Annotated in this window: 26 protein-coding genes and 1 pseudogene; 20 read left to right on the top strand and 7 right to left on the bottom strand. The window is 33.6% G+C overall.

The window, feature by feature from the left end:
- Positions 1–70: 70 nt before the first annotated feature.
- The 4 genes from OQ292_RS22660 to OQ292_RS22645 form a co-directional block, all read right to left on the bottom strand.
- A complete protein-coding gene (locus OQ292_RS22660; protein ID WP_284686230.1) occupies positions 71–658 on the bottom strand; it encodes a leucine-rich repeat domain-containing protein in 588 nt (195 codons plus the stop codon).
- Positions 659–791: 133 nt separating this feature from the next.
- Positions 792–1,544, bottom strand: coding sequence for a LytR/AlgR family response regulator transcription factor (locus OQ292_RS22655; protein WP_284686229.1), 753 nt, complete (start codon positions 1,542–1,544; stop codon positions 792–794).
- Between the two features lie 2 nt (positions 1,545–1,546).
- Complete coding sequence (locus OQ292_RS22650) at positions 1,547–4,456, bottom strand: sensor histidine kinase (RefSeq protein WP_284686228.1); 2,910 nt, start codon at positions 4,454–4,456, stop codon at positions 1,547–1,549.
- Positions 4,457–4,483: 27 nt separating this feature from the next.
- Positions 4,484–4,642, bottom strand: coding sequence for a hypothetical protein (locus tag OQ292_RS22645; RefSeq protein ID WP_284686227.1), 159 nt, complete (start codon positions 4,640–4,642; stop codon positions 4,484–4,486).
- A 434-nt stretch (positions 4,643–5,076) separates the two neighbouring features.
- On the opposite strand from OQ292_RS22645, the gene OQ292_RS22640 reads away from it, so the two are divergent.
- From OQ292_RS22640 to OQ292_RS22575, 15 genes and pseudogenes are all read left to right on the top strand, one after another.
- On the top strand, positions 5,077–5,955 hold the full coding sequence (locus OQ292_RS22640) for a helix-turn-helix domain-containing protein (RefSeq protein WP_284686226.1): 879 nt from the start codon (positions 5,077–5,079) through the stop codon (positions 5,953–5,955).
- A gap of 90 nt (positions 5,956–6,045) precedes the next feature.
- Positions 6,046–7,185: a helix-turn-helix domain-containing protein gene (locus OQ292_RS22635; protein ID WP_284686225.1), complete on the top strand. Its 1,140-nt coding sequence runs from the start codon at positions 6,046–6,048 to the stop codon at positions 7,183–7,185.
- 167 nt (positions 7,186–7,352) lie between these two features.
- A complete protein-coding gene (locus OQ292_RS22630) occupies positions 7,353–8,858 on the top strand; it encodes a family 43 glycosylhydrolase (RefSeq protein ID WP_284686224.1) in 1,506 nt (501 codons plus the stop codon).
- Between the two features lie 116 nt (positions 8,859–8,974).
- The gene (locus OQ292_RS22625) at positions 8,975–9,448 is read left to right on the top strand and encodes a DUF3237 domain-containing protein (protein ID WP_284686223.1); all 474 of its coding nucleotides are present in this window, start codon (positions 8,975–8,977) and stop codon (positions 9,446–9,448) included.
- 90 nt (positions 9,449–9,538) lie between these two features.
- Positions 9,539–10,786, top strand: a complete 1,248-nt coding sequence (locus tag OQ292_RS22620; RefSeq protein WP_284686222.1) for a flavin-dependent oxidoreductase — start codon at positions 9,539–9,541, stop codon at positions 10,784–10,786.
- 430 nt (positions 10,787–11,216) lie between these two features.
- The gene (locus tag OQ292_RS22615; protein WP_284686221.1) at positions 11,217–11,795 is read left to right on the top strand and encodes a sugar O-acetyltransferase; all 579 of its coding nucleotides are present in this window, start codon (positions 11,217–11,219) and stop codon (positions 11,793–11,795) included.
- A gap of 124 nt (positions 11,796–11,919) precedes the next feature.
- Positions 11,920–12,420 (top strand): cupin domain-containing protein, encoded by a 501-nt coding sequence (locus OQ292_RS22610; RefSeq protein ID WP_284686220.1) that lies wholly within the window; start codon positions 11,920–11,922, stop codon positions 12,418–12,420.
- A gap of 390 nt (positions 12,421–12,810) precedes the next feature.
- Entirely contained in the window at positions 12,811–13,875 is a 1,065-nt protein-coding gene (locus OQ292_RS22605) for an NAD(P)-dependent alcohol dehydrogenase (RefSeq protein ID WP_431733776.1), read from the top strand.
- A 97-nt stretch (positions 13,876–13,972) separates the two neighbouring features.
- Positions 13,973–14,164, top strand: a pseudogene (locus OQ292_RS41150) (transposase); the annotation flags it as partial.
- 42 nt (positions 14,165–14,206) lie between these two features.
- Positions 14,207–14,920: an IS1595 family transposase gene (locus OQ292_RS22600; protein ID WP_284683380.1), complete on the top strand. Its 714-nt coding sequence runs from the start codon at positions 14,207–14,209 to the stop codon at positions 14,918–14,920.
- 48 nt (positions 14,921–14,968) lie between these two features.
- A complete protein-coding gene (locus OQ292_RS22595) occupies positions 14,969–15,370 on the top strand; it encodes a (R)-mandelonitrile lyase (RefSeq protein WP_284686218.1) in 402 nt (133 codons plus the stop codon).
- Between the two features lies 1 nt (position 15,371).
- Complete coding sequence (locus OQ292_RS22590) at positions 15,372–15,599, top strand: tautomerase family protein (RefSeq protein ID WP_284686217.1); 228 nt, start codon at positions 15,372–15,374, stop codon at positions 15,597–15,599.
- 12 nt (positions 15,600–15,611) lie between these two features.
- Positions 15,612–16,001 (top strand): DUF2255 family protein, encoded by a 390-nt coding sequence (locus OQ292_RS22585; RefSeq protein ID WP_284686216.1) that lies wholly within the window; start codon positions 15,612–15,614, stop codon positions 15,999–16,001.
- A 37-nt stretch (positions 16,002–16,038) separates the two neighbouring features.
- Entirely contained in the window at positions 16,039–16,905 is an 867-nt protein-coding gene (locus OQ292_RS22580) for an aldo/keto reductase (RefSeq protein ID WP_284686215.1), read from the top strand.
- A gap of 456 nt (positions 16,906–17,361) precedes the next feature.
- Positions 17,362–18,438 (top strand): hypothetical protein, encoded by a 1,077-nt coding sequence (locus OQ292_RS22575; RefSeq protein WP_284686214.1) that lies wholly within the window; start codon positions 17,362–17,364, stop codon positions 18,436–18,438.
- A 113-nt stretch (positions 18,439–18,551) separates the two neighbouring features.
- On the opposite strand, the gene OQ292_RS22570 is transcribed toward OQ292_RS22575, so the two are convergent.
- A complete protein-coding gene (locus OQ292_RS22570) occupies positions 18,552–19,061 on the bottom strand; it encodes a response regulator (protein WP_284686213.1) in 510 nt (169 codons plus the stop codon).
- Positions 19,062–19,542: 481 nt separating this feature from the next.
- On the opposite strand from OQ292_RS22570, the gene OQ292_RS22565 reads away from it, so the two are divergent.
- The 4 genes from OQ292_RS22565 to OQ292_RS22550 all read left to right on the top strand — a co-directional run bounded on the left by OQ292_RS22565 (position 19,543) and on the right by OQ292_RS22550 (position 22,858).
- Positions 19,543–20,712, top strand: coding sequence for a sensor histidine kinase (locus tag OQ292_RS22565; RefSeq protein WP_284686212.1), 1,170 nt, complete (start codon positions 19,543–19,545; stop codon positions 20,710–20,712).
- Between the two features lie 101 nt (positions 20,713–20,813).
- On the top strand, positions 20,814–21,155 hold the full coding sequence (locus OQ292_RS22560) for a hypothetical protein (protein ID WP_284686211.1): 342 nt from the start codon (positions 20,814–20,816) through the stop codon (positions 21,153–21,155).
- Positions 21,156–21,236: 81 nt separating this feature from the next.
- Entirely contained in the window at positions 21,237–21,806 is a 570-nt protein-coding gene (locus tag OQ292_RS22555) for a Crp/Fnr family transcriptional regulator (RefSeq protein WP_284686210.1), read from the top strand.
- A gap of 80 nt (positions 21,807–21,886) precedes the next feature.
- The gene (locus tag OQ292_RS22550) at positions 21,887–22,858 is read left to right on the top strand and encodes an aldo/keto reductase (RefSeq protein WP_284686209.1); all 972 of its coding nucleotides are present in this window, start codon (positions 21,887–21,889) and stop codon (positions 22,856–22,858) included.
- Between the two features lie 21 nt (positions 22,859–22,879).
- Here the strand turns inward: OQ292_RS22550 and OQ292_RS22545 are convergent, their stop codons facing one another.
- Both OQ292_RS22545 and OQ292_RS22540 read right to left on the bottom strand, forming a co-directional pair.
- The gene (locus tag OQ292_RS22545; protein WP_284686208.1) at positions 22,880–23,650 is read right to left on the bottom strand and encodes a TIGR03915 family putative DNA repair protein; all 771 of its coding nucleotides are present in this window, start codon (positions 23,648–23,650) and stop codon (positions 22,880–22,882) included.
- Positions 23,651–23,654: 4 nt separating this feature from the next.
- Entirely contained in the window at positions 23,655–24,914 is a 1,260-nt protein-coding gene (locus tag OQ292_RS22540) for a putative DNA modification/repair radical SAM protein (protein WP_284686207.1), read from the bottom strand.
- Positions 24,915–25,184: 270 nt separating this feature from the next.
- Between OQ292_RS22540 and OQ292_RS22535 the strand changes: the two genes are divergently transcribed.
- Positions 25,185–25,805, top strand: a complete 621-nt coding sequence (locus tag OQ292_RS22535; protein WP_284686206.1) for an O-methyltransferase — start codon at positions 25,185–25,187, stop codon at positions 25,803–25,805.
- The last annotated feature ends 7 nt before the right edge of the window (positions 25,806–25,812 follow it).

Raw genomic sequence — 25,812 nt, 5'->3', positions numbered from 1 at the left:
ACTGAGGTTTATAAACAAAAAGAGCTTCTTGAAGTATTTCAAGAAGCTCTTTTATCAGAAGATATATTTTTTAATTACAATCAGTACTATAGCTTGCTTCATTGTCTTTTATCCAAGCACCTGTTGGAGCAGACAAATCATCTACTTTTATACAAGTTAATTCTGAATTACCTTGAATTTCCACTCTTGTCATATTAGCATTATTGCCATTGGCTAAGTTTAAAGATGTTAGATCATTTGTATGGGCTTTAAAGTCTACCAATTGAGTTAAACTCGAAACATCAATACTGGTTAAGCTGTTTGATTCAACTAGTAGTTGGGTAACTTTTGTGTTTTTTGATAGATCTATTGATGTTATTTGATTATTAAATAGACTAATTCTTGTAACATTAGTAAAGTATTCTATTCCTGTAACATCTTCGGTTGAACTGTTTTGCGCAGAAATAATTCCTGTAAAGTCTGAAGCTTCAGATTCCGTAATTTCACTGTCTCCATTTGTGTTAATTGCTGGATCTGCAACCAGCACTTTTTTAAAGTTAGCATCAGGAAATTCAATTGCATCCTCGATTACTGGTTCTGGTGAGTCATCATCAGAACAAGAAAAAAATGTGACTAAGAAAGAGAGTAGAACTAAACGTGCAATACTGGTTTTTTTCATTACGTGCATTATTTGATTAGTGAATGCACCAAAACTATTTGGGAAACTAGCAGCTTGTTTCCTTTATCTTCTGAGTTGCCGGATTTAGTTTCTAAACAAACTGATTTGTTTCTAAAGCGATTCATATTTTTGTCTACCAAAATACATCCTGTATTACTTTAATAAACTCTTGCTTACGAGATTTAGAAATCGGGACTATCTTTTTATTTTCCATTACAATAAAGCCCGCATCATTATTAGTGAGTTCTTTAATGTATTTGAGGTTTACCACAAACGATCTATGGCATTTAAAAAACAGCGATTTATTTTCTAGCTGATCTGCAAAGTACTTGAGCGGTTTGCTAATTAATTTACTTTCACCTGTTTTTAAATACACTTTTGTATACATACCATCGGCTTCTAATAGGAGAATGTCGTCGTGGTTTACAAATAAAAATCCCCGAGGTACTTCTAAGGCAATTTTATTTACAGATAACTGTCTGATGTTTTTTTGTAAGCTTACCAATCTATTATCTAGCTCTTGTTTTCTAAGTGCTTCTTCTGCTTTGCGGACTGCTTTTGTAAGTTCATCAATATCAATTGGTTTTAACAGATAATCTATGGCAGAAAGCTTAAATGCTTCTATAGCATATTCATTATAAGCGGTAGTAAAAATGATTTGAAACTCGACCGGTGTATCGAAGAAATCTAGAATTTGTAAGCCAAACAATTCGGGCATTTCAATATCTAAAAATACTATATCGGGTTTTTCTTGTTTAATTTTTTCTACGCCTTCTTTTAAATCAGAAGCTTCTAAAATGGTATTAATAGAATTACAATTTTCTTTAATCATTGTAATTAAGAGGCTTCTGGCTTTTTTTTCGTCGTCTATAATTATCGATTTCATAGCTAGTGTTTTTTTACTGGAATGCTAATGCTTACTACAGTGCCTAAAGCAATGTTATTTTCTTTAATATCATTAATTTCGACACTAATTTTATTTGAGCGATTTAAATTATACAAATCAATTCTTTCTTCGTTTGCTTTGGTGGCAAAAGAAGTATGAAAACTGTTTCGGGCACTAATTCTTTGCGCAGCTTCTCGGCCTACGCCATTGTCTTCTATTCGGCATAAAAGTTTGGTTTTACATTCGCTTAGCTCAAATTTAATTTCTAATTTCCTATTGTTTTTCTTGTGTAACAAACCGTGTTTAATGGCATTTTCTACATAAGGTTGTATAAAAATGGAAGGCACTTTTATTCGTTTGGTGTTTACCCCTTCAGCAATTTCAAGATGGTATTTCAACTCTTCTTCAAAACGAATTTTTTCTAATTCGAGATATAAAGAAAGTGCTTCTATCTCTGCCGAAAGTGTTACATCGTTTACTTGGCTGTGTTGTAAATAAATTCTTATTAGTCTAGAAAATTTCACTAAATAAGAGCTGGCAAGATTCTTTTGATTGTTGATGATATACTCCTGAATTGAATTGAGCGCATTAAAAATGAAATGCGGATTCATTTGAGAGCGAAGATTTTCTAGTTTCAGTGTGGTGAATTTTTTCTCTTGTACAAGTTTATCAAAAATTTGATTTTGTTTTTCTTCTCGGCTTTTCATTTTTTTCTGATAATAAAAAATCAAAGCACCAAAAACTAATGATAAGCACAATGTTATAAACCACCATTCTTCCCAAAAAGGAAGCTGAATAACTAATTCTATTTTTTTACCTGTGCTTGTATATTCATTATTGGCAGTAGTAGTTTTAATCTCAAAAGTGAAATTTCCGGCAGGTAAACTGTTATACTCCACTGATGAAATACCATGATCTGTGGTTCTCCATTGCGTATCGAATCCACGTAATTTGTATTTAAACTTTAAGTGCTTGGCTGCTTCAAAACTATTTGCCTGAAAATGAAAAGCTACCGAGTTTTTTTCGTAAGGTAATATGTATTTATCCTTAATGTTTTCATTTTGGTTACCTATAAGTATTTGTGTAAAATACACTTCTGGTACTTTTCTTTTCTTAAATAATAGCTCGTTATAAATCGGCAACGCATATAATTCTCTTCTAGAGCTAAAAATGAGTAAACTATCAGAAATGGTTAAACCAGTAATTAGATTCTCAAGTCCATCTTGTTTTGTAATGGTAGTTATTTTATCAGTTTCTGTATTTATACATTGTAAGTAACCTTTATAGCTACACCAGAGCTTATTTCCTACTGCTTTTATGAAACTTAAGTTATTGTCAATCAATCCATTGTCGAGCTTATATTTTACTAGAATACTATCTCCAACAATTGCGGCAATACCTACATGATTTATGTTTGCCCAAATTACACCATTTTCGGTTTGTGCTAAATGGCTAACCTGTATATTTTCTCCTTTAAGTGTAAGTGTAGTTGGTTTCCAAAGACTATCGTATTTTACCAATTCATCTATATAGCCTATATAAACAGTATTTTTATTAAGATCACTCAAAACGGAATAAGCTCTTTTTCTCTCAAGAGGTTTAATTTTTTGGTGATTAGTAAATGTATTTAAATAAACTTGTGCTCTGTTATAAGTGAGATATACAATATCGGTTTCCGTAATGGCCAATCCCTTTGTTACTCCAAATTTGTTTCCTTCGCTTTTTAGTTTGCCTTTTTTTAAATCGTAACTATAACTTAGCCGGCTATTGGTACTAATGTATAATTCTTCTTTTGCCTCATTGTAAAACAAATTATTTACTGTTTTTAGATGGGGCAGTTGTATTGTAGTTACTTTTTCTGTCTGTGTGTTTAACAAATATACAATGCCTTCTGTGGTACCTATCGCTACTAAGTTTTTACTTACTGCTTCAAGTGAAGAAACACTCTCTTTAAGCAAAATATCTTTGTACTTGCCAATTAGTATGTTTGGCATTACATAAATGCCATTGTTTAAAGTAGTAAACCAATAGTTTTCGTCAATATCCTTAAATATATCGCTTACTATTTCATCAGAAAAATACTGTGCTGAGAGTTGCCAACTCTCATCTTTATTAATACTATAAACAAAAACTCCTTTATTAGTTGCAAACCAGAGCTTGTTATCAAGTTCTTTTACACGTATTATTCTTAAATTATAAAGCTCTTTAAACTCACTTGTATTTAGTTGGGTGTTGGTTGTTAAATCGATGAATGTTCTTTGATAATTTTCTCGATAAGAAAGGTATACTTTGTCTTTATATTCAAAAAAAATGGCAGCTACTTTAACATCTTCTTGATTATCAAATTGGTAAAACTGAACTAGTTGGTGATTATCAGCTAGTGAATATACTATACCGTTTGAGGTGAAAATATATATTTTACCTTGTATTTTTTGTGTAGCAATTTTAAAGACTTTTTTATAGAATTTTTGTGCAGCAGTTTTAATATCGAATATTAAAATTCCTTCTTCCCAAACTACTATCAAATCATTGTTTTCTATAAATATGCTTGCCAGATTACCTTTTAATACTTGATGTAAATCTTTAAAAATATGAAGCGAATCGTTTTGTCCATACATAATCTGTCCATACAGATTGACACACCAAATACGATTCGCACAATCTTCTGTGAGGTTAAAAACAGATAAGCCTTTTTGTTGTTTACAATCTACCTTTAGAAAATCAGTTCCGTTGTATCGGTATAATCCACTGTTTGCAGCCAGCCAAAATAAGTCTTTTTGATCTCTTATAATGTCGTAAAATTCAACATCTGGTAGTCCATCTTTTTCAGCCATGTTAATGGTTATAGGGTGCTGAGCCAACACCATTTCAAAAGAAAAGCAAACCACAAAAAACGCCAAAATATATTTCATCCATCAAAAATAATGAAACGGAATAGTTCACTCTTGAAAATCTTCTGAAACTACTGATTTTGTTTCTGAATATCCTAGTCCTGCTTTTAAACTGAATGGTAAAATACTGTCATCTCTGGTGTTTTTTGTATTGAAGGGGAAATGTATTGGTTTAGAAAATGAGAGATAAATGGCATGATCTTTCAAAAAGTTTAAAAAAAATATTTGAATTTTGTAATCAAATGCAAAAAGATAATCTCAAATTTTCTTTTAAAAATTTAGCGCTATAACAAGCTGCAAAATGTTTGAAAATCATAATTAATGGTTTGAAATTCTTTATTAAATTGTGATTAATAACTCTATTTTTTAAAAGGTCAATTTTATCGAATTGTGAGCTGTTTTCCTTCTCAACCTTGCTTAAACATTTTTACATTTTAAACACTTATTTATTGAAGTTTGCATTTAGTTTCTATCTTTAACTATATGATGAGTTATTTGTAAGTAATTGTTATACAGTTGTTTATAATGTATATATTTAAAATAATTGGCTTTGTATTGAGAATCAGGTCTAATTGAATTTGTACTTGGTGATATTTGTTAATACATAGTATAAATCTGATTGATCTTATTAATTTTGTATTATGGAAAATAAGAATACGCGTTCGGTTTCAGAGTTTAATACTGAGCTTAAACTCAAAGGGTTCAATATATTTCAAATTGAAAAAGATGGTAATGCTACTAAAGTTTACAGCAGAAAAGATTTCTATAAAATCTGCTTAACCACAGGTAAAAGTATTATCCATTATGCCGATCGAAGTTTCGAAGCAAATGATACAATCTTATTTTTTGGTAATCCGCATATTCCTTATTCTTGGGAAACCGTTTCGAGTACATATGTTGGTTATACTTGCCTTTTTTCAGAAGACTTTTTAGCACCTTCAGATCGCTCTGAAAGTTTACAACAATCACCATTGTTTAAGATTGGAGGTACGCCAATTTTAAAAATAACTGTTGAGCAAAGAGAGTTTCTGAATAGCATTTTTCGCAAAATGATCGAAGAGCAGCAATCAGATTATTCTTATAAAGATGATTTAATTAGAAATTATATTCATTTAATTATACACGAAGCATTAAAGCTACAACCTTCAGAAAATTTCGATCAGCACAAAAATGCTTCTTCTCGTTTAACTTCTGTTTTTCTTGAATTATTAGAGCGTCAGTTTCCAATTGAAAGTCCAGAAGCTCCACTTAAACTCAGAACAGCACAAGATTATGCCAGTAATCTTTCTGTTCATGTAAACTACCTAAATCGCGCTGTAAAAGAGGTTACAGGTAAGTCTACAACAACCCATATTACAGAAAGAATTGCAAGTGAGGCAAAATCTCTGCTCCAACATACAAATTGGAATATTGCAGAAATTGCCTTTGCACTCGGTTTTGAATATCCTACATACTTTAATAACTTCTTTAAAAAGATTACAGGTGAAACTCCAAAGTCGATAAGAACACAAGCAGCTTAAACTTAAATTAGCTGTTATAAATTTATAGCTCAAATCTACTTGGTTTTGAAAATTGAAAGCAAGCTTAGAAAATAAAATCATTCTTTATCTTTGGAGCCAAACAAAGCTGTAGCAATTATGGAGGGAATGGTTTCTAGGACTTTAAAATCTATATATTTTCTTTGGCCATTTAGCATTATATCTTCCATTGTACTAATTATTATTTGCTATTTTGCTAGTATAGAAGACCTAGAAATATTTCCCAAAACTCAAGATTATAACTACGATTATTATACGGACTTAGAAAATGGTGGAAGCTCACAGGTTATAAATCACATTGTTTCAGATTCGCTCTTAACATTAGATTTCAAATTAGAAGAAGGGTTTGAAAGTCCCTATGCGGGAATGATCATTACTGCATCAAATAAGAAATATATTGATGCTGAAAAGTATAATGAAATTCAATTAAATATATCTGGCAAAAATATAGATCGGGTTGGGGTAGCTTTTTACACACCACCATTGAGCTATGTAAAGTATAATAGTCAAGATGAAACCTTGCATCATTCTTATTTGAATATTTCTAGCTCACCCAAAACATATAGCATTCCTTTTACAGATTTCGAACATCCAGAATGGTGGGAAGATAGGCACCACATTCCAGAAGGTTTAGAAGAAGCGCCAAGCTTTAACAACATCATTCATCTAAACATCAACACCGCATTTACGCCGAGCATCGATAAAGTGAAAGCAATCGAGATTCGTTCAATTACTTTTACTAGAAATAATCAGGTACTTTTTTTAAAGCTCATTGCTGCTTATATCATTACTATAACATTGTTTTTTTGTATTTTACTTTGGCTAAATGCTAGAAAAAAAGACGACTCAACAATAGCAATTTCTTATAAACCTATTGAAATTAGCGAAGAAGTAAATGGTGAAGAAAAATGCATAGAATTTATCAATCAAAACTTTCAAAATAGTGAGCTAAGTTTAGACCTGGTTGCCAAAGAAACAGGGATAGCACAAAGAAGAATTACCAACTACATCAACGGAAAATACAATTGCACTTTCAAGAGCTACATCAATAAAATCCGGATTAGTGAAGCCAAGCGATTACTAAATGAGTCTAAGTTAAATATTGGTGAAATTGCTTATAAGGTTGGCTTTAATAATCAAAGCCATTTTAATCGAGTCTTTAAAAGTGAGATGGAGATAAACCCCACAGAATATCGCATAAACCACCATTGACAGTTTTTGTAAAAGGATTTTCATTTTTTGTAAAAGAAGTAAATGCCATAAATTTTATAATTGTCTGGCAATTAGAAAAAACACTTGCTATCAATTTCTTAAAAGAAAAGTGCAAGGGTTTGAAACCTAATATGACCGATAAATTATTTAATATTTAAATGGAATATATGAAAACGAGGCACATAAGATTTTTGCTGCTAATCTTACTTAGCGGATTTTATTTAACTGGAAATGCACAGGATAAGAAAGTGAAAGAAGGTATTTTTCAAAATCCTATATTTTCGGGAGACTATCCAGACCCAAGCATTTTACGCGATGGCGATGATTATTATATTGTTCATTCTTCCTTCGAATACTATCCTGGTTTATTAATTTGGCATTCTACCGATTTGGTTAATTGGTCACCAGTTGCTAATGCTTTAAATAAATATGTGGGTTCTGTTTGGGCACCAGATTTGGCAAAATACGATGGCAAATACTATATCTATTTTCCAGCAAGTAACACAAATTATGTGATCTACGCAGATAATATTGAAGGACCTTGGAGCGACCCGATAGAATTAAAAGTAACTATGATTGATCCTGGACATGTGGTAGATGAAGAAGGAAACAGGTATTTATATTTTAGTAGTGGCAGTTATGTGCCATTAGCCAAAGATGGACTGTCTATTACTGGTGAAGTTAAACATGCATACGATGGTTGGAAAATTCCAAGAGAATGGTCGATCGAGTGCTTTTGTATGGAAGGACCCAAACTATTTAAACATCGTGACTATTATTATTTAACCGTTGCTGAAGGTGGCACTGCTGGACCTGCCACTGGGCATATGGTGATATCTGCACGATCCAAATCTCCTTTAGGACCTTGGGAAAATTCACCTTACAATCCAATACTCAGATCAGAGTCTAATGATGAAAAATGGGCATCTGTCGGGCACGGAACTGTTTTCGATGATACGAATGGTAAATCTTGGATGATCTTCCACGGCTATGAGCAAGAGCATTATAACATGGGTAGACAAACGATGATGTTACCTGTTGAGTGGACCGAAGACGGGTGGTTTAAAATACCTGAAAATGTGAGTATTAATAAGCCTGTTAATAAGAAGGGAGTTAAGCAATTATCTTTTTCTTTGAATGATAATTTTGCAGGAAGCACTTTAAAACCACAATGGAAATTTTTTGGCGAATACGATCTAAACAGATTTAAGTTAGAGAATAATAGCATTACAATTAATGGGAAAGGAAATTCAATTCCGGAATCTTCTCCGATGTTAACCATTCCGGCAGATCATTCTTATACAGCTCAAGTTGAGCTTGAAATTGAAGGCGATGCCATTGGTGGTTTAGTGCTTTTTTACAATCAACAAGCTTATTCTGGAATTTTAGCAGATAGTAAAAATATTTTGACCAACATTAGAGGTTGGCAGTTTGTCACCGAATCAGACAAAATAAAAAGGCATGTATTTCTTCAACTAAGAAATATAAATAATACAGTGAACATGTATTATAGTCTCGATGGAAAAACATGGCTAAAAACCGAGAATTCATTAGAGGTTTCAGGCTTCCATCATAATGTTTTAGGTGGTTTTTTAAGTTTGAGAATCGGACTTGTTTCTACAGGTGAAGGCAAGGTTAAATTTAAAAACTTCGAGTATTATCCAATAAAATGATAGATTAAATCCCTCAGGCTACTTAAAGTTTGAGGGATTTTTAATCGAACACAATGAGTATTTGAAGGTTTATTCAATAATTGCATTTTTACAGATTGAATAATAATCACCTTTAAATGATGTATACACCGCAAGCTCCAGACTTAGAATATATTTGTGAATTACAGGTAGCCTTACAACCTGCTATGGTAGTAGGAGAAACTGCATTAAGAACCAGAAGAGTGATTCCAATTACTGGTGGAACAGTAGCAGGCCCTAAAATTAAAGCATATATTATTAATGGTGGAGTAGATTGGCAAACCCTTAGAACTGATGGAGTTACAGAGCTAGAAGCGCATTATCAATTTAAAACTGATGATGGTGAAATTATTTACATCAAAAATGTAGGGTTGAGAGTTGCTTCTCCCCAAGTTGCAAAGTTGCTGGCAGAAGGCAAAGAAGTAGATGTAAGCCAATACTATTTTAGGGCGGGTCCTAAATTCGAGGCAAATAGAAATGGCAAATACAATTGGTTGAACGACGGCATATTTATTTGCACTGGTGAGCGATTGCCCAATGCAGTATCTATTAAAGTTTGGAAGGTCTTATGATGCTTGTCTGCGTTTTTCTAATCTTATGATTCAATTTGAAACAAAGCTTTTGTATTATTACAGCCAAAGGTTAATCTAAAACTGGAAGATATGAAGATAACAATATCAGGAGGAGGAATTGGAGGTTTAGTTACTGCACTTTGCTTACATAAAAACAACTACGAAGTTGAGGTATTTGAATCTGTGAACAAAGTAAAGCCATTAGGGGTGGGAATCAATGTTTTACCTCATGCTGTTAGAGTTTTAGATTACCTTGAACTATTGCCCGAATTAGAAAAAATTGCTATAAAAACAGCTGATTTAATTTATACAAACAGATATGGCCAACAATTTTTAGGCGATAAAAGAGGGATATTCGCTGGCTATAAGTGGCCACAGTTTTCAATCCACAGAGGGTATTTTCAAGAGCTCTTATATCAAACTTGTATAGCTCGTATAGGAAAAAAGCATATACATGTAGGGCATCATTTGGATGCTTTCGAGCAAGATGAAAATCAGATTACAGCGCGGTTTATCAATAGAAAGACAGGTGAGTATATCAAAGAAGTTTCTTCGGATATCTTAGTTGGAGCTGATGGAATAAACTCTGTTAGTAGAAAGCAATGTTACCCTGAAGAAGGCCCGGTGATTTTTTCTGGCAATGTACTATATAGAGGTACTACATTAATGAAACCATTTCTCAATGGTTCTACCATGGCTATGATTGGCTCGAACAAACAGAAAATGGTGGTTTATCCGATTGGTCATGTAGATGAAAAAACAGGACTCCAACTCATTAACTGGGTAGGAAATTTAAAAGAAGAAGGAGAGAATCGATTGACTGTGCGTGACTGGAATAGGCAAATTGAAAAATCTTTCTTATTAGAAAGATACACCGATTGGAAGTACGACTGGCTCGATGTTTATCAAATGATAGATGAAGCAATTGCCATTTATGAGTTTCCAATGTCAGATAGAGATCCGTTAGATACTTGGACATTTGGTAGGTTTACGCTTTTAGGTGATGCGGCGCATCCTATGTACCCAATTGGTTCAAATGGAGCTTCGCAAGCAATATTAGATGCAGCAGCACTAACTAAATCATTGAATTCACATAATACCATCTCAGATGCTTTGCAAGCTTACGATCAGGAGAGAGTGCCTGCAACTGGAAAGATTGTAAGGCAAAATAGAAAAAAAGGACCCGATGCTATTTTAGACCTCATGGAAGATAGGTTTCCGAAAGGATTTACTCCTGAAGAAATCCCTCATGCAGAAATTAAGCAGACTATGAGCAAGTACAAAGAAATTGCAGGTTTCGATATTGATACGCTTAATCAGAAAGGTACAGGTTTGTAAAAGATAATTCTTAAACTGTTAAAAGTTTCGCTGTAACTAGTTTTCAAAAAAAGAAGGTTTGAAATTCTTATATATATATATTTGATTTTTAATGAAATATCAAGTTTGAAGGCATTGCTTTTTGCTATAAAAATGGCTTTAAGGTTATGTTTTCATGTACTAAACTTAATTTAAAAACTATAATGTTATAACTGCTAAAAGCTCTAATACAGCTCTCCTGTAAATCAATAGAATAGTTTCAAAAATGATATTTAGTCTTTAAAAAACACGTTTTTTGATTGATTTAAATGCTGAGGAAACTGTTAAATCATATCAGAAAACTGCAATTGTTTGAAATTCTTAATTATTGATTTGAATTTCTTTATAAGTCCATTTAGTACCTCCATATCTTTGTTTTATAATAATTATTCAATAAACTGATAAACCTGAAATGGAGCAAAAATCTGAGAAGCAAGATATCTTTAGTCGTTTTAAATCCGGTGAAGCAGTTCCATTGGATGACCCAGAGTATCCAAAGATTTTTGATATAGTTAACCGCACAATTAAATTGTCTGTTGAGCTAAATAACTCGACTGATGCGAACAAAGTGCGTTCGAAACTGAGTGAAATTATAGGCGTAATAATCGATGAAAGTACCACTATATTTCCTCCATTCTATACAAACTTTGGTCGTCATATTTCTTTGGGTAAGAATGTATTTGTCAACCACGCTTGTAGTTTTTTAGATATTGGTTGCATTACAATTGAAGATGATGTGATGATCGGCCCCAGAGTGAATATTACTTCAGAAAATCATCCGATTGAGGTTTCTAAGAGAAAGACATTAGTACCCGGAGCAGTAGTAATTAAACGAAATGCTTGGATTGGTGCAGGAGCAACTATTCTACCTGGAGTAACTATTGGTGAAAATTCGGTAGTTGCTGCTGGTGCATTAGTTAATAAAGATGTGCCTGCTAATACAGTAGTTGGTGGAGTTCCTGCAAAAATTATAAAGGAAATTTCTGATTAATTGTCTTTTTATCATCATAGTCTTTTAAAGATTCATCATGATAAATATGGATTCTCTTTGCTAAGAATACATCTTCATTAAAAGGAGAAAAGGTTAATTAAATCAAATATCAATATACATTATAATGAAATACAATAGATCAATATTCTTACTGTCGGTATTGGCGGCTTTCTTAATTACAAGCTGCTCACAACAAAGTGTACAAGAGGCTAATCAAAGTGAAACAAAAGAGTTAGAAGCCATCTTTCCAAAAGGAAATAAAGGCCCATCTAAATTCTTTACTGGCAGTGCTTACAACTATGGGCTTTTTCCTATGGATTCTACATTTACCACCTTGGTAGGAAATGTTTATTTTGAACCCGGAGCAAGAAGTAACTGGCATACGCATCCAGCAGGGCAAATATTAATTATTACAGATGGAGTTGGTTACCATCAAATTGAAGGTGAGCCAATACAAGTAATGAAAAAAGGTGATGTAGTAAAATGTCCGCCAAATGTTAGACACTGGCATGGTGCAAGTCCAAACACTTGTTTACAACAACTCTATATAGTACCAAATACTGAAAAAGGAGTGGTTAATTGGATGGAAGCTGTAAGTGATGAGCAATACAAAAAAGTTGATTAGTTTGAAATTCTTATTTTTTGGATTGAATTTCTTTAAATGTTAGGTATTCATACACGCTATCTTTGTGCTATCAAGAATGACTAATCATCCTTTTATTGATCGACTAGTGAAATGCTTCATTTTAAACAGTATTGAATTTCTTAACTATAACATTTCAATTTTAATCTGGAAGTAGACTTTACTATCTCGATCGATAAACTCAAATCAATACTCAAACTTCTAAAATTCAATAGGAAAACATTAAAAAAGATTAATGCTATAACAATGAGTACAAGTAGTTCAAATAGTAAATCAAGAAGGAATTTTATACAACAATCAGCTATTGCAGGGACAAGTTTGATGATAACAAACCCCCTGCAACTTTTTTCCAGAGACAATCAATCAAAAACTATGAACAATAACATCAAAACAAAAGGTTACGCAGCTAAAGACGAATCGGGAAAGTTGAGCCCATGGGAGTTTGAACGTAGACCAGTAGGAGACGACGATATCTTAATCGATATTAAATATGCAAGTATTTGCCATTCAGATATTCACCAAGAAAAGGGGCACTGGGGTAAACAAATATATCCGCAAGTTCCCGGACATGAGATTGTAGGTGTGGTAGCAGCAGTGGGTAAAAATGTAACCAAGTTTAAAGTTGGTGATAGAGCAGGAGTTGGCTGTATGGTAGATAGCTGTATGGAATGCGAAAGCTGTACGCATGGCGACGAACATTTTTGCGATAGAGGTCAAACAGTATTTACTTATGGTTACCCAACAGAAGCAGAACCATCAGGTATTACACAAGGTGGTTACTCAGATAAAATAGTGGTGAGAGACCATTTTGCTGTGCACATTCCAGATAACATCAGTTTTGAAGAAGCAGCTCCATTATTATGTGCGGGAATTACAACTTATTCGCCACTGATGAGAGCCCAATTTAAAATTGGAGATAAAGTAGGTGTTGCAGGTATTGGCGGATTAGGCCATTTAGCAGTAAAAATTGCAGTCTCTAAAGGTGCAGAAGTATATGCATTTACAACTTCTCCAGATAAAGTAGAAGACATAAAATCTTGGGGAGTAAAAGAGGTAATTGTAGTAGACGAGGAGTTTAAAAACATGCAAGCCTATAGCAAAACATTGGATTATATGATAAGCACAATTCCTTATCAATTCAATGTAACACCTTATGTATTCTGTTTAAAACCAGGTGGTACTTTCACATTTGTAGGTATGCCAAATGCATCAGAAATCACTATTAATAATTTGATGTTAGCATTTGCAAGAGTGAATTTTAACTCATCATTAATTGGAGGAATTCCAGAAACTCAAGAAGTAGTTCACTACTGTGCAGAAAACGGAATAAAACCAGAAATACAAATTATAAAAGCCGAAGAAATTAACGAGGCGTGGGATAAAGTAGTGAATAAAGAAGCTCGCTATAGATATGTTATAGATGCAGCTACTTTTTAATTAACTTTTGGAAAATAACTACCACAGGCAAAATGCTTGTGGTAGAGTTTATTACCTAAAATGATTATCCGTAAAGCTACCACAAAGTAAATAGGGTATGGTCTGCGCTTCGAAATTAGCTCAAAAACAGGTGATTATGGATAGTATTATTGAATTCATGGAAGCGTACCGCAATGAGCAGGTATGCCGTGAGCGTTTCAAGGAAATCAGGGATAAAGCAGGTGTTTGTTGCAAGAAATGCGGTAGCCAAGAGCATTACTGGCTAAATAGCAAGCAGATGTACCAATGCAAGTCATGCAGTTTTAGGACAGGCCTCCGCAGTGGCACCATCATGGAAGCTTCCAAACTTCCGTTTCGCTACTGGTTCGTTGCTATCTGGCTGATGGGCTGTAGCAAGAAAGGTTCTTCTGCCTGTAATGTGCAGAGGCAGCTCAATCATAAGCGCTATGAACCTATCTGGGCAATGATGCACAAAATACGCTCTGCGATGGGCCAACGGGACAACCACTACTTGCTGGGAGGCAATATTGAGGTAGACGAAGGGTTCTTTGAAACACTAGTACCCGAGGGGCAGAAGGAAGAGGAGAGAAAGCGGGGAAGGGGGAGCCAGAAGCAGACCATGGCGATGGTCTTTGCACAGACAGAGGTGGTGCTACAGCCTAAAAAACACCGCCCTTCTAAAAGGTGCAAGTATTTCAAAATGGCTGTATGCGCTGATTTTACAGTAGAAACTGCTAGAAATACGATTACCCGGCATGTTGCCCAGAATGCCAAGATGATTACAGATGGCTATTCAACCTATCAGTCACTGACAGGAGAGTTCGAGATGGATGTGGAAAAAGTGCCCTCAAAACAGGCCCATATCAAACTACCTTGGGTACATACAGCCATTGGGAATGCAAAGAAAGTCCTACAAGGGATATATCAGCATACAAGGCCAGGGTATCTACAGAATTATCTAGATGAGTTCTGTTACAAACTCAATAGAAGATACTTTGAAAATGATATTTTTGACAGAATATTAATTGCTTGTACGCTCACTTGAGCTTGTGGTAAGAATACGGATAATCATTTTACCTAAAACACACGTAATATGGAAATAGTAAAAAACGGCGAAATGCTATCGGTAAAAGGACCAGAAGCTTGGTTTACAGGTACAGTAAGAATTGATCCACTGTTCAATAAAAAAGATAATGTAACAAAGGCAGCAGGAGCACTAGTAACCTTTGAAGCTGGAGCCAGAACTGCTTGGCATACACATCCAGTTGGTCAAACTCTTATAGTAGAATCTGGTTTGGGTTGGGTGCAGCGCGAAGGTGGACCAATTGAAGAAATTAGACCGGGAGATGTTGTTTGGTTTGCTCCAAACGAAAAACACTGGCACGGTGCTTCTCCAAATAAAGCAATGAGCCATATTGCTATTCAAGAAGAATTGAATGGAGAAGTAGTAACATGGATGGAAAAAGTTTCAGACGAACAATATAAAAAGAGCTGATATGCCTCATTTACAAATTAATCTGCTCGAAGGTAAAACTGAAGAGCAAAAGCAAGAATTGGCTAAAGAGCTAGTAAAAGCTGCACAAAAAGTGATTGGTTATGGTGATGAATCTTACTCTGTTACCATAGAAGATTTTACTTCAGGTGAATGGAAAAGTGAGATTTATCCTAAAAAAATTATCGGGCGAAAAGATATTCTCTATAAAGAGCCCGGATACGAAATGTGAAATATAAAACTTATGGAAACTATCTCTGAATCATTAACACAAGAAGAAATAACTCTAATAGCTCAAAAAGACGACTTTCACATAGCACCATTCCGAGAAGATGGAAAAACCTATGGTACACCAACTTGGATTTGGGTTGTATCAGTAGAAAATCAATTGTATGTGAGAGCATATAATGGCACTAAATCTAGATGGTATAATTCTGCTGTAAAGCAAAAAGCTGGAAAAATTGAAGCTGCTGGGCTTACAAAGAAAGTTCGTTTTGAGCTAATAGAGGGAGATATTAATGATAAAATTGATGAGGCTTATAGACAAAAATATAGCAAAAGTCCTTATCTCAATTCTATGATTAGTAGAAATGCAAAAGCTGCTACAGTAAAGGTATTGGCTTATAACGAATAAGTATATATTAAAATAAGATCAATTAAACTTTAAAATTATGATACTAAACGAAAATTATAAATTACCTAATGGAGTAGAAATTCCGAAGTTAGGCCTTGGTACATGGTTTATCAGTAACGATGATGCAGTACAAGCTGTAAAAGATGCAACTGATATCGGTTATAGACATATAGATACGGCACAAGCTTACCAAAACGAAAATGGTGTTGGAAAAGGTGTGATAGCTAGCGGTCTAAAAAGATCTGATCTGTTTGTTACTACCAAGCTTGCAGCAGAGGTAAAATCTTATGAAGAAGCAGTAGCTTCAATAGATGGTTCACTTAAAACAATGGGACTAGATTACATTGATTTAATGATTATCCATAGCCCGAAACCTTGGATGCAATTTCATGAAAGTGATCCACATAAAGAAGGAAACAGTGAAGCTTGGAGAGCATTAGAAGATGCCTACAAAGCTGGTAAACTTCGTGCAATTGGTTTGTCTAACTTTGAGCAGGCAGACATTGAAAACATTCTTGAAAATTGCACTGTAAAACCAATGGTAAATCAGATATTGGCTCACATTGGTAAAACTCCGACCTCGCTTATCCAATACTGTCAAGACCAAAATATTCTGGTAGAAGCATATTCACCAATCGCACATGGAGTATTAATGCACAATGAAGAGGTACTTGCAGTTGCTAAAAAATATAATGTTACTGTTCCTCAATTAAGTATTCGCTACATTTTGCAGTTGGGTCTTTTGCCTTTACCAAAAACAGCAAACCCAGCACATATGAAAAATAATGCAGATATAGATTTTGTAATATCAGAAAGTGATATGGAAATCTTAAAAAATGTTGAGGAAATTACTGATTATGGTGATGCTAATATGATGCCTGTATTCGGTGGCAAATTGAGCTAAATGTTTAGTTTCTTCAAACAACATGGTGGATTATTTACGCCATGTTGTTTGTAATTTATAAGAAACAACTAATTGTTCTTTTGCTTTAAAAGCAGCATCTTTTATTAGCCGCTATAATTTTTTTTGACATAAGTGCAGGTAAAGTGGCCATTTAATATTTTCCAATTCGTAGTGTTTTTAGGGTTATTACAATTTTATAATCCTTGCTCATAGAATAACCTCAAATTTTTTTAAAAATAAGCAACTTGTATTTTTGATACGCTCTATATTGGTTATATAACAAAGTGTAAGTTTAAAATAAAGGCTAAATTTTTTAAGCGAAATGAACCTAATATAAGGTAAGGATATTAAATATACTTTACCTTTTTAAATTAGAAAGAGGCCTTGCTATTAGTCTAGAAGTAATTTTATAGTTCTTCGTCGTTTTTAGAGCTGACTTTAACCTTTATTAGCATCTTGAATAGATTAAGGCTATCTCTTTTTGTACTGCATTTTATCATAGCACACATTTCACTTGCTCAAACCTGTACTATATCTTGTAGTGGAGGTTCACCTTGTACTATTGGCTTAGCCACTATGACTTGCGATGAGACTGGAAGTGCCCCTGCATCTGGCGATGAAGTAATTATTACCGATGGAGTCACAATTGAAGTGAGTGGTAATAATACCTTAGACGCTAACATTAGGATTCAAGATGGAGGTCATCTAGATTTCCCTGGTTCTAGTGACAAAATAGATCTTAATGATGGTACAGATTCTGGTTGTGGTAGATATATTATTATCGAATCTGGAGGGGTAGTTACAGGCTCTAGTGGTAGTAATCAATTAAGAATTTGTGGAACTATAATAGCTAAAGGTGGGGGGGCGTGTAATGATACAGATCCACCAACTGAAGCTGATGCTCCAGTATATTGTTTAAATGGCGATGGTTTGGGAGGAGAAGTTGCTATCGATGAAGATGGTGTAAACTCAGGTTTATTACCAGTAAATCTAGTGTTTTTTAGAGGACAATTAAAAGGAGATATTGTAGAGCTTAATTGGCGAACATCTTCCGAAACAAATTTCGATTATTTTAAAGTTTTACACTCAGCTGACGGCTCAACATTCAGCGAAATTGGCAAAGTATATGGCAAGGGAGCTGAAGAGTCAGTATCAAATTATATCTTCGAACATAATAAGATTGTTCCAGGTAATAATTACTATATGTTAGAAATTATTGATAAGGATAGTTCTACAACATATAGTTCAATCATTAATATCAATAATTTTAACGAAAACCAAGTAGAAGTTTTCCCAAGCTTAAATCTTTCTCAGGGAGAAATTAACATCATAATGCCTGCTTACAATTACTCTTATGTAAGAGTAACTTATTCTGATATTAGAGGCGTAAAAGTATATTCTACTTTGATTAAAAATTATGATGGTAATTATTTGAAAGTGTCACCAAACAAAATACTTCCTCCAGCCCTATATTTTATAGAGATCAATACAGATCGATTTATTTATCGACAGAAATTGGAGATTGTTGAGTAGTTTATATAAAAGGTTTTGTAAAAGATAGGCCAATTAACTATTCACAGAAAGTAATTATATGATGATTCTTAAAGTTTTTGCATCAAGTAAAATGATGAAAAGATGATAGACTTTTATTCACTTTTATCAAAAGCCTTAATACATATCTGATTATTTTTGATCAAAGAATTTAATTCAAGCTTTATATATTCTAGTTTTTTGCTAAGATTCTTTTTTGAGGCTTCTTGAGGTGCACGCTTCATTAATAAATTTAACCATAAACTTTGTACAACGGTCGGCAATTCTTCCAAACAGTCTTTTGTTACTAATGCATCAGCTCCTTTTACTAAAACTTCAGAAGCTAATTCTTTTGTAATTATACCTGTTACATAAATCACAGGCACATTTTCATGAGCATTTCTTGCCATTTTCAATGCTTCATCGAAGTCGAAACTAGGCACATGGTAATCTAATAGTATAATATCAGGTTGGGTATGTTTTAAACAGTGTATGTAATCTTGTTTGTTGTCACAGCATGCTATACCAGCAAAAATTCCACTGCTGTATAAATTCCCCTTAATAATTATTTGATCTTCCAGACTGTCCTCAAGAAGTATAATTTTTTTTATTCCAGAATAAGGCATACTATCTTTTACATAAAATAATGGCCAAAATTAATTTATTTGTTTCAAAATTCTATTATTAAAATAATGCAAAAAAAATTATATCGAACTAGATTATTGTCTCAAATTTTTATGATTTTTCATAAACTATTGATAAAGAGTGATATATAATATGTCATAAATTTTGTCGCTGCGTTTAGAAGAATTCAGCACATTTACATAACAATGTTTAGATTAAAAAATTGATGTTTTACCATCTCGAATCATCTTAAAAAGATTAAAAAATGACATAAATATTGAGACTTAGTCGCATATATTTAAGTGCTCCAATTTAATTTAACAAGGATAATATAAATAACCAAAAAAGAGTATCTGAATATTTTGTTCTAATTGAAATGCCTAGTGTAATTTATTAATCTTCTTCTTTTATTCAATCTCAAAAATTGATTAACTTAACTTTGATTTAATCTAAAAGAACATCATTAAGTTAAGTGATCTTGCTATGAATAAAGCAGAGGATAAACATGATAATGCTGATTCTATAAATCTTTTGAAAGATTTTCAGCAAATTGATGAAGGAGGAGACATCTTTAAACAGATGTTCAAATATTCCATTATTCCTACGATTATCCACGATATGGAAATGGCTATCATTAATGCTAATGATAGTGCGATAAGAGAGTTTGGTTATTCCAGAGAAGATTTTTTAAAGAAAAAGATATTTGATCTCCACACCGAATCTGAGCTTGATCATTCTACTGAAGTTTTAAATCAAATGCAGGTAGAAAATAAATTGAGTGTTGAAACTAGTTTCAAAAGGAAAGATGGTTCTGTATTTATTGCTGAGGCTACACCGTGTAAATTTATGTTGGGAAATAAACCTGTAATTCATGTTTTTATCCAAGATATAACCGATCGCAAAATGGCAATGAAGAAAATTCAGCAATTCAACACTGAATTAGAAAAACAAGTATCCAAGCGCACAAAAGAACTTAAACTTAAAAACAACGAATTAGAGTCTTTTAGCTATACTGTATCTCACGATTTACGAGCACCACTGCGAGCAATTTCAAACTATTCTAAAATTTTAAATGAAGATTATCGATCAAATTTAGATCTGGATGGAGGCGAGATAATTGATTTAATAATGAAGAATACTACTAAAATGAGTCACTTAATCGATGAGATTTTACTTGTGTCTAGATTAGATCGCGAAACGGCAAAAAAGCAAGATATAAACATGCAGCAAGTGTTTGAAAACGCTTACTCTGATCTAACCGAAGATAAAGGTGAAAGAAAAATTGAGTTTAAATTAGGCAAATTGAATAATTGCCAAGCAGATAAAACCATGATTACTCAATTAGTAACAAATTTACTTTCTAATGCAATTAAATATACATTACCAAGAGACCTTAGCAAGATAGAAGTGAGTAATTATGAGTCTGAGGGCAGTTGCGTGTATGTAGTGAAAGATAATGGGGTAGGTTTTGATATGCAGTATTACGATCGGTTGTTTAACATTTTTGAACGTTTGCACAAAACATCAGATTTTGATGGTACAGGAGTTGGACTTTCAATTGTACGGAAAGTAATTGAATATCATAATGGAACAGTTTGGGCAGAAAGCAAATTGAATGAAGGATCAACCTTCTATTTTAGCATTCCAATTTAATTTGTAATAATATCGACTTGTAAATATCAAAACACACAAAATAGTAGGTGAATGTTGCAGCGAAATAACATGAGAAATAGTAAAGAGATAAATTGCACTCTATGAAAAACTACTTGTTGATATTATGTCTATTATTTGCTTGCGAAACTACTGATGAGCTAACTCCTGAAAATAAATTTAAGGTAGTTGTAGTAGGAGAGAGTATCGATTGTCATCTTCCTATTATTCAATTTTTAGAAAAAGATTCTGTTCGCATAAATGAGCTTGTATCTTCGAATAGCTTAACATTTTCAGCTTACAAGCTTGATTCTGTGTATGCTAAAGTTGGGCAAAATCTACAAGTTTTTGTTGAACCCACAGAATTAAAAAAGCAATATGCTTGTATCACATTGGGATTGAGCTATCCTTGGTTAACTATTATCGAGGCAGATGTAGCCGATTGATTTTAAAGTTTATATCGGCTGAAAATTTCATTTTTTGCCATATGGCAAATTCTTTATTAGTATCGATTGCTAAATTCACGCATGAAAGAATTTATAGATCATGTTTTACAGTTTGGTAATTTAAACCAACAGCAGATTGACTTTATCACTAGTAAAGCGAATAAGATTTCTTTGCAAAAAGATGAGTTTTTCTGGGAAGCAGGAAAAGCAATTAAGCAAGTTGGTTTTGTAAAAGATGGCGTGTTAAGGGTTTATTATTATAATAAAGAAGGTGATGAAATTACGCGATATTTTATTGAAGAAAATCTGTTAATCTTGTATGGTTACGATATAGATTCTAATTACATTCCATCAGAATATTTGCAAGCAATTACAGATACTGAACTTATAGTTTTCTCTAAAAAAGATTGGAAAGAAATTGCAGATACTATTATAGGATGGGAAAACATTATTCAAAAAATTACAGCTAAGCAACATAGGCAAAAATTGGAACGAAGAAGCCCACTAATAGATCAAGATGCTACTACAAGATATCTTGAGTTTATTGAAAACTTTCCGAACTTGGTGAACCGAATTCCTCTTTCGTTCATCGCTTCATATCTAGGAATTACTCAATCTTCTCTCAGCAGAATTAGAAAAAACATCCGCTAATTTGCTTTTTGCCATATGGCAAATGATTTCATTCTAGAATACAGGAGATTTGTTTCATTACTCATTAAAACATGAAACAGATGAAAACAAGAAAATTAGGAAATAGCGAATTAGAAGTATCCGCTTTAGGCTTTGGTTGCATGGGTTTAAGTTTTCCTGATGCACCATCTAAAGAAGAATCGATAAAGCTAATCCGTTCTGCATTTGACTTAGGAATCAACTTTTTTGACACCGCACAACGCTATGGAGACAACGAATTGCTAGTAGGGGAAGCACTCGAACCAATTCGCGATCAAGTAAAAATTGCTACAAAGTTTGGATTTAAAGGAGGTACACATCAGATCGAGGTAGATAGCAGTCCAGAAAGTATTAGAGCCAGTGCAGAATCATCTTTAAAGAGATTAAAAACAGATTATATCGATTTGTTTTACCAACACAGAGTTGATCCAAAAGTGCCGATTGAAGATGTTTCAGGAACTGTAAAAGACTTGATACAAGAAGGTAAAGTAAAACATTTTGGTTTATGTGAAGCTAATGCGGAAACAATTCGCAGAGCGCATGCCGAACAAACTGTGGCTGCTTTACAAAGTGAATACTCAATGTTTTATCGTGAGCCAGAGAACGAGATAATCTCAACTTTGGAAGAACTAGGAATTGGTTTTGTGCCTTTCAGTCCTTTGGGAAAGGGCTATTTAACAGGAACAATTACAGCTACTACAGATTTTGATAAAACCGATGCCAGAAATATAATGCCTCGTTTTAGCAAAGAAAACAGAGAACTTAACCAACCATTGGTAGATTTGGTAGTTTCAATAGCAAAAGATAAAAATGCTAGTCCTGCTCAAATTGCTTTATCTTGGTTGTTGGTTCAAAAGCCTTTTATTGTACCGATTCCGGGAACATCTAAACTGCATAGACTTAAAGAAAATATTGGAGGGACAAAAATTGCTTTAACTGACGATGAGTTAGGCAAGATAAATACTGCTTTGAAAGGAATTACCATTACAGGTGAAAGATATCCTCAGCAAATACAAGCAAAAATTGGGAAGTAGACTGAGCTAAATGCTGAGATATTATAAATCAGGGTATTTCTCGGTGAGGTATTTCCAATAGCGTTTTGGCATGTGTTGAATGTGGAGTTTCATATTTGTTCTGGCTTTTATATTAACACTATTAAAGTATCGTCTCCATAAAGTTTGATAGAATTCTTCACGTTCATCACTAATTTCCATTAATGGTTTTGACGATTTAACATTCGCCTGAAAGTTTATTTCAACAATGCGCACAGTTTCTAAATCGTAGTAAATACCATATTTTCGCTTTGCATCATAAATCAGCCATCGTTGATCTGCAAAGCGATTTTTAAAATGAGTTATGATCAAGGGTAAAACATCACAATCGGGTTCTACAATTGAATAGTACAAATCATCTTTGGTGAGTTGAAAGCGAACAAATGCTTTCATTCGATGTGTTTCTCGTCTTACTTTTTTCACAGCTTTTTTCACATCCCAAACTGCAGAGTTACCAATATCATTTTCAACATTTTCTGTACTATCAAACACATATTTTACAAATCGCCACATTACATCATCAGCCTGATCTACTTCCGATAAAAAGGTTTTATAAATCGCTGTTACCCCTTGTTTAGAGAGCTTCTTTTCAAGGCCTTTTAATACCCTATTTGCTTTGTTTTCATCAGATTGAACATAATGCTTTGTTGCAAACAGTGAGTTTGTAGTACTTTGATTCCTTACAAATTCAACCTCTTTCAACTTAAACTCATAAATTTCGAAAACTGCTGTTAGCCAACCTTGGTAAGTACCATCAAAGATAATTGTTGTCATTAGCTTAGAATAAAGATAATTGACCAGAAAAGTTGTTCTTATACTTACTGTTTTGAAGTTTCAATATCTGTTGTTTAATCTGAATAGGCGTATAGTCTTTTTGAATTGAAAATGGTGAACTAAAAGCCAAAAAGTACCTCGCTCGCTTATACGGAATTCCTAGCTTTTGTAAATCTTCTGGACTCAACTTTTTATAGCTCCGAGCTGCTACAATTTTCTTGGCACTTAAAAATCCGATACCCGGCACACGTTGAATCATTTCTATATCGGCAGTATTAACATCCACAGGAAACTGATGGAAGTTTCTAAGTGCCCAACCAAGTTTAGGATCAATATCCAGATCGAGATGAGGATGTTCAACACCTACAATTTCGTTTACATTAAAACCATAAAAGCGGATTAGCCAATCTGCTTGGTAGAGCCGATTCTCACGGATAATCGGAACGGGTGTGCCTATAATTGGCAGTCTGTTATCATTACTAATCGGCACATAACCAGAATAATACACTCTTCTTAAATTCATTTTTTGGTAGAAATAATCAGCCACTTTTAGAATATCAAAATCATTCTCTTTGGTGGCTCCAATTACCATTTGTGTACTTTGTCCGGCAGGAGCAAAAACTGGGGCTTTTCTATTCTGCTTTTTTTCTTCTTTATGGCCAATAATCTCATTTTTCAAATACTTCATTGGTTTAATCACATCTTGGTGATTTTTATCTGGAGCTAGCAGCTTAAGACTTTGAGCAGTTGGCATTTCTACATTTACACTGAGTCGATCGGCATAGAGCCCAGCTTCTTTCATCAATTCTTCACTCGCTCCAGGAATTGCCTTAAGGTGGATATAGCCATTAAAGTTTTGCTCTAATCTTAATTTTTTGGCAATTCTCACTAAGCGTTCCATGGTATAATCTGCATTATGAAAAATGCCAGAACTTAAAAAAAGTCCTTCAATGTAGTTTCTTCTGTAGAAATTAATGGTTAAATCCACGACTTCTTCTACAGTGAAAGCTGCTCGTTTAATGTCGTTACTCTTTCTGCTAACACAGTATGCACAGTCGAAAATACAGTAATTAGTGAGCAAGATTTTTAACAAGGAAACACAGCGGCCATCTTCAGTATAAGCATGACAAATTCCACTACTAGAAGAGTCGCCGAGTCCTTTGTTTTTGTTTTTTCGGTTACTTTGCCCCGAAGCACATGAAACATCGTATTTAGCTGCATCTGCAAGTATTTCCAATTTCTCTTTCACTCTGTTTGATGACATACTGCTATTAATTTTTTCTTCATTTGATGTATAAAATTAAAATGTAGTTGCCCTAAAATGAATCGTGAACAAAGTTTATATACCAATTGTTCGCAGCAAATATTTTGTTTAATGTTTAGATAAAAAAGCGGTTTTTTACAATAAAAACATGATCATTAGTGCATTTCATGGTGCGAATTATGTGATTCGCATAGCAATTGTTGCAATTCAAATAATTGCGGTAATTATCTTTCAAAGATTGTTGTTATTTGCATAAAAACCAGCATAAAAATGAATAGTATCACTAACAGAAAAGTTATTACAACTTTAAACTCTTTGCACGAAAAGGCAGAAGAGAATTACCAGCAAAGGATAAAATTAAGAGAAACAAATCCAGAAAGTTTTGAGGCAAAGTCTACAGCCTACATGGCAGTTAGTAAAGAAGTAGGAGAGTATCTCTATTTTTTGGCGAAAGCTTCTAAATCAAAAAACTTAATAGAATTTGGATGTTCATTTGGTATATCTACTATTTATTTAGCAAGCGCAGCAGCTGATGAAAATGGAAAAGTGATAACCAGTGAATTGGAGCCTAACAAAGTGATAGCGGCTCAGCAAAATATTGAGGAAGCCGGATTGAGGAAATATGTATCTATTTTAGAAGGAAATGCAGTAGAAACTTTAAAGTCTGTTTCCTATCCGGTTGACTTTGTATTTTTGGATGGTGCCAAAGAATTGTATTTGCCCGTGTTTTCAGTTTTAAAATCTAAGCTTAAAACAGGTTCGGTAATTTGCGCAGATAATGCCGATCACGCAGGAGCAAAACCATTTGTAGACTTTATTCTTAATTCAAAAGCAGAGTATGCATCTTCTCTACTTTTCGATGGGAGATTATTAGTTTCTTGTCTAGTATAAGATTAAA

It is taken from the genome of Chondrinema litorale (assembly GCF_026250525.1).
Lineage (GTDB): Bacteria > Bacteroidota > Bacteroidia > Cytophagales > Flammeovirgaceae > Chondrinema > Chondrinema litorale.
The sequence above is the reverse complement of the archived record's forward strand: the minus strand, read 5'-3'. Positions and strand labels throughout refer to the sequence as shown.

Excerpts from the sequence above, each read along its gene's own strand:
- OQ292_RS22565 (WP_284686212.1), top strand. The coding sequence starts at position 19,543 with ATGAATAAAGCAGAGGATAAACATGATAATGCTGATTCTATAAATCTT.
- OQ292_RS22550 (WP_284686209.1), top strand. The coding sequence starts at position 21,887 with ATGAAAACAAGAAAATTAGGAAATAGCGAATTAGAAGTATCCGCTTTA.
- OQ292_RS22545 (WP_284686208.1), bottom strand. The coding sequence starts at position 23,650 with ATGACAACAATTATCTTTGATGGTACTTACCAAGGTTGGCTAACAGCA.
- OQ292_RS22535 (WP_284686206.1), top strand. The coding sequence starts at position 25,185 with ATGAATAGTATCACTAACAGAAAAGTTATTACAACTTTAAACTCTTTG.
- OQ292_RS22585 (WP_284686216.1), top strand. The coding sequence starts at position 15,612 with ATGGAAACTATCTCTGAATCATTAACACAAGAAGAAATAACTCTAATA.
- OQ292_RS22630 (WP_284686224.1), top strand. The coding sequence starts at position 7,353 with ATGAAAACGAGGCACATAAGATTTTTGCTGCTAATCTTACTTAGCGGA.
- OQ292_RS22655 (WP_284686229.1), bottom strand. The coding sequence starts at position 1,544 with ATGAAATCGATAATTATAGACGACGAAAAAAAAGCCAGAAGCCTCTTA.
- OQ292_RS22610 (WP_284686220.1), top strand. The coding sequence starts at position 11,920 with ATGAAATACAATAGATCAATATTCTTACTGTCGGTATTGGCGGCTTTC.
- OQ292_RS22620 (WP_284686222.1), top strand. The coding sequence starts at position 9,539 with ATGAAGATAACAATATCAGGAGGAGGAATTGGAGGTTTAGTTACTGCA.
- OQ292_RS22560 (WP_284686211.1), top strand. The coding sequence starts at position 20,814 with ATGAAAAACTACTTGTTGATATTATGTCTATTATTTGCTTGCGAAACT.
- OQ292_RS22580 (WP_284686215.1), top strand. The coding sequence starts at position 16,039 with ATGATACTAAACGAAAATTATAAATTACCTAATGGAGTAGAAATTCCG.
- OQ292_RS22615 (WP_284686221.1), top strand. The coding sequence starts at position 11,217 with ATGGAGCAAAAATCTGAGAAGCAAGATATCTTTAGTCGTTTTAAATCC.
- OQ292_RS22605 (WP_431733776.1), top strand. The coding sequence starts at position 12,811 with ATGAACAATAACATCAAAACAAAAGGTTACGCAGCTAAAGACGAATCG.
- OQ292_RS22570 (WP_284686213.1), bottom strand. The coding sequence starts at position 19,061 with ATGCCTTATTCTGGAATAAAAAAAATTATACTTCTTGAGGACAGTCTG.
- OQ292_RS22555 (WP_284686210.1), top strand. The coding sequence starts at position 21,237 with ATGAAAGAATTTATAGATCATGTTTTACAGTTTGGTAATTTAAACCAA.
- OQ292_RS22595 (WP_284686218.1), top strand. The coding sequence starts at position 14,969 with ATGGAAATAGTAAAAAACGGCGAAATGCTATCGGTAAAAGGACCAGAA.
- OQ292_RS22650 (WP_284686228.1), bottom strand. The coding sequence starts at position 4,456 with ATGAAATATATTTTGGCGTTTTTTGTGGTTTGCTTTTCTTTTGAAATG.
- OQ292_RS22640 (WP_284686226.1), top strand. The coding sequence starts at position 5,077 with ATGGAAAATAAGAATACGCGTTCGGTTTCAGAGTTTAATACTGAGCTT.
- OQ292_RS22660 (WP_284686230.1), bottom strand. The coding sequence starts at position 658 with ATGAAAAAAACCAGTATTGCACGTTTAGTTCTACTCTCTTTCTTAGTC.
- OQ292_RS22540 (WP_284686207.1), bottom strand. The coding sequence starts at position 24,914 with ATGTCATCAAACAGAGTGAAAGAGAAATTGGAAATACTTGCAGATGCA.
- OQ292_RS22600 (WP_284683380.1), top strand. The coding sequence starts at position 14,207 with ATGGAAGCTTCCAAACTTCCGTTTCGCTACTGGTTCGTTGCTATCTGG.
- OQ292_RS22625 (WP_284686223.1), top strand. The coding sequence starts at position 8,975 with ATGATGTATACACCGCAAGCTCCAGACTTAGAATATATTTGTGAATTA.
- OQ292_RS22590 (WP_284686217.1), top strand. The coding sequence starts at position 15,372 with ATGCCTCATTTACAAATTAATCTGCTCGAAGGTAAAACTGAAGAGCAA.